This is a genomic window from Fulvivirga lutimaris, assembly GCF_009711525.1.
Taxonomy (GTDB): domain Bacteria; phylum Bacteroidota; class Bacteroidia; order Cytophagales; family Cyclobacteriaceae; genus Fulvivirga; species Fulvivirga lutimaris.
Window position 1 is genome coordinate 1 of record NZ_SMLV01000259.1, and the last position, 8,875, is coordinate 8,875.

Sequence of the window (8,875 nt, forward strand, 5' to 3'; positions counted from 1 at the left end):
TCGGTTGCATATATGCTTCAAACCAGCTTTTAGCTCAGGTCAATGATGCTTTTGATGATGGAGATTTTACTAATAACCCAATTTGGTCAGGAGATGATGGTTTATTTGTAATTGAAAGTGAAGCGTTGAGATCCAGCAGTTCTGGGGCTGCAGTCTATTACTTATCAACACCTTCTACACTTGCTGCCAATGCAGAATGGCAGCTATTCTTCAATCTTAAATTCTCCACTTCAGGAGCCAATTATGTTGATATCTATCTGATGGCTGACAATGCTGACTTATCGGCCGTAACTGATGCTATGTTTGTTCGAATTGGTGGTACTGATGACAAAATAGCGCTTTACAAAAAAGTGGGAGGTCTGGACACTGAAATCATAACGAGCCCTAATTCGATTGTGAACAGCTCTTCAAATAATCCATTTAGAGTTAAGGTAAGTAGAGATTTGTCCGATCTGTGGTTATTAGAATATGATGATGGTGATTTAGGGGCCTTCAGCACTGCAGGATCTGTCACCGATAATGCAGTCAATACCTCTACCGATTTTGGAATTTTGATAACACAATCCTCGGCAGCTTCTCCTATTGGCAATCATTTTTTTGACGACATAGTTGTGCAAGAAATAGGGTTTGATGAAACACCTCCAGAATTAACGAATCTTGAAGTTCTTGCCAGCGATAAGCTCAAGTTGATTTTTAGCGAAGAAATTGACCAAACCATTGCTGAAACCTTAGGCAACTATGATATTACGGGTTCTAGTTTTCCCAATCTGCAATCAGCAGAGCTCACATTAATAAATGAAGTTACCTTAACTTTTGTTGAGCCTTTCCCAAATGGAAGCTATTCTATAGAAATATCAAATATTGAAGATCTAAAAGGCAATGTAATAGCTACAGTTAATCAACCTTTTGATATCTTTTTTCCTGATTCGCCTGAGTTTAGAGATGTAATTATCACTGAAATAATGGCCGATCCTTCACCTACCGTTCAGTTGCCGGATGCAGAATATCTTGAGATTTTTAACGCTAGTGATAAAATATTTGATCTTAATGGATGGAAATTATCAGATGCCACAACGACAGTGGGCTTAACCAGTTTTGTTTTTGAACCGGGGGAACGGGTAATCATTTGCTCAAATGCCAGTAAGGCTTTGTTTGAGCCATATGGTAATGTAGTTGGTGTTTCCTCTTTGCCTTCTTTAAATAATTCCGGAGATAATATTTCATTAAAGTTTATAGATGACCTCCTTATTGACTCCCTAGCTTATTCTGATGATTGGTATGGTGATGAGGACAAAGGCCAGGGCGGCTATGCGCTGGAGCTAATAGATATCAACAACACTTGTGGAGGTGCTAATAACTGGACGGCTTCAATTTCAGAAACAGGAGGTACACCTGGTGAAATTAATTCAGTAGATGACCCTCTTGCCGGGGCGGCATCACCCTCCATCATTTCCATTTCGGTTTTGGATGACCGGCACCTATCTATTTTAATGTCTGAGGCACTGGATAGTACTTCGCTAGAAGCATCTAATTTTCAGGTAGACCAGGGTGTTGTTATCAGTGATGTCAGCCTAAATTATGACACTTTATTTTTGAGTTTTGAAAGTTCAATTGTACCAAATACTGATTATCAGTTGAGTATTGCTACCATTTCTGATTGTACGGGCAATGCTGTTGGTTTCAGTAATGAAACTTTCCAGCTTTTTGTGAATCCTGAGATCAGCTATCGTGACATTATAATCAATGAGATCATGGCTAACCCCTCTGAGGAGACTACTTCTCCAAATGTTGAATTTGTGGAATTATTGAACAAAAGTGATAAGCTTATCAATCTCAAAGGCTGGAAGTTTACCGATGGCTCCAGAACAGCAGTACTTCCTGATTATTTTCTTAACCCGTCAGAGTTTGTAGTCCTAGCGCCTAAAAGTGGTGAGCCTTTGTTTGATATTGAACTACCAGTAATTGGGCTTTCAGTATTTCCAACGCTCAATAATTCTGGTGATACGCTTCAACTTTTAACGGAGGCTGAATTAAAGGTCGACTCTTTAGCCTATTCAAGTTCATGGTATCAAAGCACTACAAAAGATGATGGAGGGTATTCCTTAGAATTGATCGATGAAAATAATACCTGCAACATTAGTACTAACTGGATAGCGAGTGTGGATAACTCTGGTGGTACACCAGGAATTGAAAACTCAGTAAAGGATGTTGATTCGGGAACCAGTTTACCTGAATTAATAGCTGTAGCAACTAATATTAAGCATGAACTAAAACTAGAGTTTTCAGAATACATTAGGCCGGAATCAATTGCATTGAACGGTTTCTTAATTGAGCCAGCCATTGAGGTAAATGCGTTTAGTCAGGAGGGTAATGTTTTGATCTTGCAGCTTTCATCAGACCTAGTTGCCAATTGGACTTACACGATCACAATCTCGGGAGTTGAAGACTGCACAGGAAATGTCATTAATCAGGTGTCTGAAGAGTTTTTGCTGTTCGAAAACCCCACGGTTAATTACAAAGATGTTGTCATTAATGAGGTAATGGCCAACCCATCTATCGAAACCGCAGTGGCAAATGCCGAGTACATTGAATTGTACAATAACAGCGGCAAAACCATCAACCTTCAAAATTGGAAAGTCACGGATAAGTCTAGAACTGCCTCATTACCTTATTATCTGTTTGAACCTGAAGAATATGTAATCTTGACGGATGTTCAAAATATTACGGAATTTGGAGCCCTGCAGAATATTATAGGGCTGGCAGCTTTTCCAACACTAAATAATGGCAGTGACTTTCTTCAGCTAATTGATGAGAAAGAAACAAGCATTGATTCTATATTTTACACTTCATCTTGGTACAGAAGTTCTATAAAAGATGATGGTGGCTATTCCTTAGAACTGATTGACCCAGACAATTTTTGTGCAGAAGATTTAAACTGGATTGCCTCTGAAGATGAGACAGGAGGAACGCCTGGCAGAATCAATTCAGTGTTTAGCCAGATGCCAGATAATATGGGCCCACAACTTCAGGCGGCTTATGGACTGAGTACAGATTCAGTTCTCCTAATTTTTAATGAAAAGCTAGATGAGCAAAGTATTTACAATGCCAACTATTCACTCTCAGGTGATTTGGTGATAAATGAAATTATTTCTGTAGATCTAAAAAACATCTATATTTTACTATCTCCTCAGACGTCACTTGAAAGTGGAAGGCGCTATTCAGTAACCATACAAAACCTATCGGATTGTCCAGGTAATATCATTAATGACCAACTTAATGGCGCTGATTTTTATCTTATCGAAGACGCTGTTGAGGGTGATATATTAGTGAATGAAATACTATTTGATCCCCGTCCAAACGGAGTTGATTTTGTTGAGCTCTACAATAACACCAATAAGTTTATCTCCATTAAAGATTGGGCAATAGCTAATGGTGATTTTGAAAGCGACTCTTTGGTAATCAATACGACCAGGATTATTACTTCAGAAAATAAGGTTCTGGGGCCTAACTCATATTTTGTCCTGACCACTGATAATATTGTTCTTAAAGATCAATATCCTAAATCGAGTGAAAGTACATTCTTAGAAATTGGTTCGTTGCCTTCATTTCCTAATGAAGAAGGGCTGGTTGCGATTGTAGATGCGAAAGGTGTTGTTCTTGATTACTTTGCCTACACTGAAGACCTACATGCAGATATTATCAACGATGCTGAAGGGGTATCTTTGGAAAGGATAAGTTTTACAGAAAGTGCTCAAAATGATAATAACTGGATGTCGGCCGCGGCATCAGAAAATTTTGCTACACCTGGGTATTTAAATTCGCAGGTAAGAAATATCAATCAGGCACTGGAGGGCGAAATTACCATTGAACCTAAAGTGATAATACCAGATGGTAGTGGGCAGAGAGATTTTACTACTATCAATTATGCCTTTGCTCAGTCAGGTAATGTTGCCAATGTTAGAGTCTTTGACGTGCAGGGAAGAGAGATAAAGAGAATAGCTTCAAATGATTTTGTGAGTAGCTCCGGCTTTTATACTTGGGATGGTTCTGACAATAATGGGCAAAAAGCTAAAATTGGGTACTATATTGTCTTTTTTGAAGTTTTTAATTCTAGTGGTGACGTTAATTCTTTTAAAGAAAGAGTAGTTATTGGCTCACAGTTTTAGGCTTTTTCAAATTGCGCAGATGGTAGGTTATACTCACTGTTATCAATATAGCAAATGGGACTGAGATCAGAAATGAATAAAGGATAAGTTCACCCCTGTTCAACCCAGCAGATAGCTCTCTAACAAAATATTCGGTAGCACCAGCGGCCCAAAGCCCTATGGCAGCTCCGTTCATGCCTATAATGTGCTTATTTATTTTATTTTTTGATAGTGACTTTATAAACATGGGCAATGTGCCATAAAGCAGAAATAACAGGGAGACAGGAATAAGAAAGTGGAAAACACTTATGCTGCCATTGTTAAAATCATAAATAAACATACTACTGATATTCACGGTGAGCAGAGAAATAATAAAAACATATCCTACACGCTTATGAACCTGCGTCCCCTTCTTGGTAATGAATATAAATAGACCTGTTGTCATGCCTAATATAGCGGAGAAAAAATGTATCCCTCCAACCGCAGAGTGAATCCAATTGTCAAGCGTAATCATATCATAAGAATTTTAGGGTAGGGTATTCAATCTTTAACACACTTACAATTTAGCCCAATTTTATCTTCATAGGCAGCGGCCAACATATAAGTGGGTTCTATATTAATAGAATCTTTTTCTCCACTGCTCCAAATGTGTATGCCAATGAGGTGCTTTTTAAGACCATCATCGGGGGTTTTGTAGTATGTTTTCAAAGTATCTGTACTAGTCCAGTAGTAGCCCATAATGTCATTCATCATCACATTTTCCATTCTAACCATCCCGCCAAGTGTAAGAGCATTAGATTCTAGCTGTTTGGTAGAGACTAGTTTTCCTCCTCTGTTATTCACTTTACCAGGAATGGTTTCAATATACTTTTTCCATTCACTTAAAGACGGCAAGTGATAGCCCTCAGGACAAGCATCTTTTGAGGAGGAAGAGGTGTAGTAGGCACCATACTTCTCATAGTAGGGTTCAATTTTATAAGATGCACCAGCTCCATCCTTGTAAATGTATTTAAGGTTTTCCTTTAGCCAGGTTTGGCCTTCAATTTTAACCTCTTGGTAGGTAGATTGATCTCTGTTATCTGTAAAGACAGAAGTTTGAATGGCCAGAATCAGTAATAAACACTTTTTCATACATACACAATTTTGAGTTTATCCATACTCGGTTTATAAAAACGAAGTGTAAGTAAACTAAATGTGATTTATGGAATCAAGTGACTGAGGAGCCTATGAGTAATTAATAATTAATCCTTACTCGATTCTATGATAAAACCTTGATCATCAGGTCCAAGCTCTTGTCAAAGGCCTCAAATATTGGTAGCATACTTAGAAAGGATTTTAATATTTCTATTTAATAGAAATTTAACGACTGAAAGTAAACCTGTTTCGAAAAATATCAGTTAATTAATAAAAAAGCCGCTATGAACTGTATAATCGACAACGCGATTTTGCTGCTTGCTAGGCAGGGGCAAAATCCAAAAGCCATAAGGCGTTATATCCGAATGAAATATCGAATTAACATGGATTTAAAGTCTTTAAAGGAAAGAATCAAGAAACTAAGCCCAAATATCGAATTAAGTCACGCCTAGATTTTGAATCTAATTTACTGCTGATGAGCGCGTTAAATAATTTGTAAAGATTATTTCAATGTAATCTTTTTTGTTTTGATTTGCTTAAATTATTTTTAGGCGCATTTTAGACAGCAGTTCTAATTAAAATTCAAACACAAGGGCATGGAAGAAAAGACTAGATATTCTGAGGCTGAACTTAAAGAGTTCGAAGAGCTGATTAATGAAAAATTAGAAAAGGCCAAAAATGAGTTAAAGATTCTAAAGGGATCTTTGAACAAAAGTGGTGACGAAGGAACTGACGCAACTTCAGGTAATACAAAGGTATTGGAAGATGGAGCAGACACTGCTGAAAAGGAGAACCTGAATCAACTTGCAGGTCGTCAACAAAAATTTATCAATAATTTGGAAAATGCCTTGATAAGAATCAAAAATGGCACGTACGGTATTTGTTCAGTTTCTGGTAAGTTGATTTCTAAAGAAAGATTAAAGGCCGTACCTCATACAACACAATCTATTGAAGCCAAGCTAAGTCAGCAAAACTGATTTGGACTTTCTTCAAAATCATATTGAAGCACTAATATTTTGCTCTCCTACAGCTATTAAGATCAAAGATTTACAATCTTGTCTTACTGAGATGTTTGAGGCAGACGTACCTGAAAAGGATATTTTAGGCGCGGTGGAAAGTCTGGAAGCAAAGTATGCTGCTGAAGAATATTCATTTGAATTAAACCATGTAGCCGGGGGATATCAATTCCTAACGAAACCGGCCTATCAATCCAGCATTGGTATACTGTTGAAGCAGCAGTCTAAAAGAAGGTTGTCAACATCAGCCCTTGAGACACTTTCTATTATAGCTTATAAGCAACCAGTGACCAAAGGTGATCTGGAATCTATCCGTGGTGTGAACTGTGATTACTCAGTACAGAAGCTGCTTGAAAAGGGATTGGTAGAGATTAAAGGGAAGTCAGAAGCCATTGGACGACCTGTCCTATACGGAACCAGCGAAAAGTTTATGGAGTACTTTGGTATCAACAATATTAATGAACTTCCTACCCCAAAAGACTTTGCCCAAGCTGAAAATACAATAGGTGAAGAAAATGACGGCTAGAGTGTTAACTTTGTAGCCGCTCATGAAAAAGAATAGTAGAACTTTCAAAAAACCCCAACCCGAATCCGCATCCGCACCAAGTGCAGGTAGCAGGTTAAATAAATACATTGCCAATGCCGGAGTATGTTCGCGCAGAGATGCTGACAAGTTGATAGCCGCTGGCGAAATTAAAGTTAACGGAGAAGTTGTAACCGAACTTGGTTTTAAAGTTGGGCAGGGTGATGAGGTAAAATACAAAGGCAAAGTCTTAGTAGCCGAAAAATTGGTTTACGTTCTGCTCAATAAGCCTAAAGGATTTATCACCACTACAGATGATCCGCAAGAAAGGAGAACGGTTATGGAATTGGTTAAAACCGCTGGGGATGAAAGAATTTATCCGGTAGGTAGATTGGATAGAGCCACTACTGGACTGTTACTTTTTACTAATGATGGCGAACTGGCAGTATCATTAGCCCACCCGTCAAACAATATCAAAAAGATATATAAGGTTGATTTGGACAAGCCTTTAACTAAGGCAGATTTTGAAAAAATTGTCGATGGTCTAAAATTAGAAGATGGGCTGGCCATGGTTGACAAACTATCTTACCTGGATGATAAGAAATCACTTGGGATTGAAATTCATATTGGGAAAAACAGAATTGTAAGAAGAATCTTCGAACACCTTGGTTATGAAGTTATCAAGCTCGACCGTGTAGTTTATGCCGGTCTGGATAAATCAAACCTTCCTAGAGGTAAGTGGAGGCCTTTAACTGATAAAGAGGTGATCAGGCTGAAGCACATGAATTCTGGTAAGTAATCATTTCTTGCGCTCACTAAGTAGTATGGTGAATGTTGTTCCGACATTCTCTGTGGACTCAACTTTGATTGTTGCATTAAGCCTTTCTGCAGCTTGGTTGGCTATGTAGAGCCCAAGTCCTGAGCCTTCATTATCGCTAGTGGCTCTATAAAACATTTCAAAAACCTTTGGCAGGCAGGCTTGATTAATTCCTATACCATTATCCTCGACTTTAATTCGGATATCCTTTCCTGATCTTACCAATGTTGTTTTTACATAACACTGTCCTTTTTGACTATCAAAATATTTCATCGCATTCGAAATTAGATTGCTTAAAATGCTGTCTATTAAATACCTGTCAGAATAGAAGTGCTGTGGAACGCTATCATCTATAATAAGTTCAGGTACGGTGCCACTGTTACTAAACTTCAGCCTTGTATAGATATTTTTGACTACCTGCTGAAAGTCCATTTTCGATATCTTTAGAGAGCTTTTTGAGGTTTTTGAATAGTTTAGAATATCTCCGAAAATGGCATCGAGTTTTTTTAATTGTAACTCAATTTTCTCAAAGTACATTTTAGAAGTGCTATCGTTCGATTCAATCTTGCCAAGATTGGTTAGGCCAAGAGTTGAGGCAATAGGGGCTCTCAAATCATGAGAAGTACTGTATAAAAAGCTGTCAAGTTCTTTATTTGATCTCATCAGGCTATTATGTTCATTTTCCAGTAACCATATAGCCATGCTTATACCAATCAGTGACAAAGAGAATAAGTCTATAATTCCATAGGAGGACAAAGGAAAAGGCACCTGATAGCCTAAAGCATTAGAATATACTATTGAAGAATGCCACAACTGTTGAAGAGCATAAAGAATAAAAGCAGATAGCATCAAGGTTTTACTAAGGCTTTTAAAGAAGGCCTTAGATACCAGTATTTTATAAACCAACCATAAAAATCCTAAACCCACTATGTTGGACTTCAGTCCGACTCTTAATACATACCTTAGATTAGCTCCTGAAGGATCATCAAGAGCAAAGAAATATGTAGTGGTTGAAAAGACTAAAATAACAAGGCAGTAAATGGCAATGGATTTAAGATGAACGGGTTGTTGTCGAACATATTCATTTAACCCTACAATTAGAAATAGCAACTGTATGTAAGTACTAAATATGGCGAAGAAAGAGGCCAGATCTCTATTTTCTACTGGCAAGACAAAGAGCAGAGCAGAGCTAATGTATAGAATGGCATAGCTGCCCCAGCTTACCGACCACCATTTAAGG

The 8,875-nt window shown here is 37.9% G+C and carries 7 protein-coding genes; 4 read left to right on the forward strand and 3 right to left on the reverse strand.

The annotated features are described in order from the left end of the window. Positions 1 to 4,166, forward strand: a 4,166-nt coding sequence (locus E1140_RS03710) for a lamin tail domain-containing protein (protein WP_155179163.1), incomplete at its 5' end; no start/stop codon positions are given. Here the strand turns inward: E1140_RS03710 and E1140_RS03715 are convergent. Together E1140_RS03715 and E1140_RS03720 are read right to left on the reverse strand one after the other, a co-directional pair. Then, a complete protein-coding gene (locus E1140_RS03715; RefSeq protein WP_155179165.1) occupies positions 4,147 to 4,659 on the reverse strand; it encodes a DUF2306 domain-containing protein in 513 nt (170 codons plus the stop codon). The two genes, E1140_RS03710 and E1140_RS03715, sit on opposite strands and share 20 nt — an antisense overlap. Positions 4,660 to 4,685: 26 nt before the next feature. Continuing rightward, positions 4,686 to 5,276 (reverse strand): FISUMP domain-containing protein, encoded by a 591-nt coding sequence (locus tag E1140_RS03720; protein ID WP_155179167.1) that lies wholly within the window; start codon positions 5,274 to 5,276, stop codon positions 4,686 to 4,688. Between the two features lie 599 nt (positions 5,277 to 5,875). Between E1140_RS03720 and E1140_RS03725 the strand changes: the two genes are divergently transcribed. Genes E1140_RS03725 through E1140_RS03735 form a run of 3 tightly spaced genes read left to right on the forward strand, consistent with a single transcriptional unit; the run spans position 5,876 to position 7,617 of the window. Beyond that, entirely contained in the window at positions 5,876 to 6,256 is a 381-nt protein-coding gene (locus tag E1140_RS03725) for a TraR/DksA family transcriptional regulator (RefSeq protein ID WP_155179169.1), read from the forward strand. A gap of 1 nt (position 6,257) precedes the next feature. After that, positions 6,258 to 6,821: an SMC-Scp complex subunit ScpB gene (scpB, locus tag E1140_RS03730; protein WP_155179171.1), complete on the forward strand. Its 564-nt coding sequence runs from the start codon at positions 6,258 to 6,260 to the stop codon at positions 6,819 to 6,821. 22 nt (positions 6,822 to 6,843) lie between these two features. Next, positions 6,844 to 7,617 (forward strand): pseudouridine synthase, encoded by a 774-nt coding sequence (locus E1140_RS03735; protein WP_155179173.1) that lies wholly within the window; start codon positions 6,844 to 6,846, stop codon positions 7,615 to 7,617. Here E1140_RS03735 and E1140_RS03740 read toward each other — a convergent pair. Beyond that, positions 7,618 to 8,875: sensor histidine kinase (locus E1140_RS03740; protein WP_185153411.1), on the reverse strand; the 1,258-nt coding region annotated here is incomplete at its 5' end.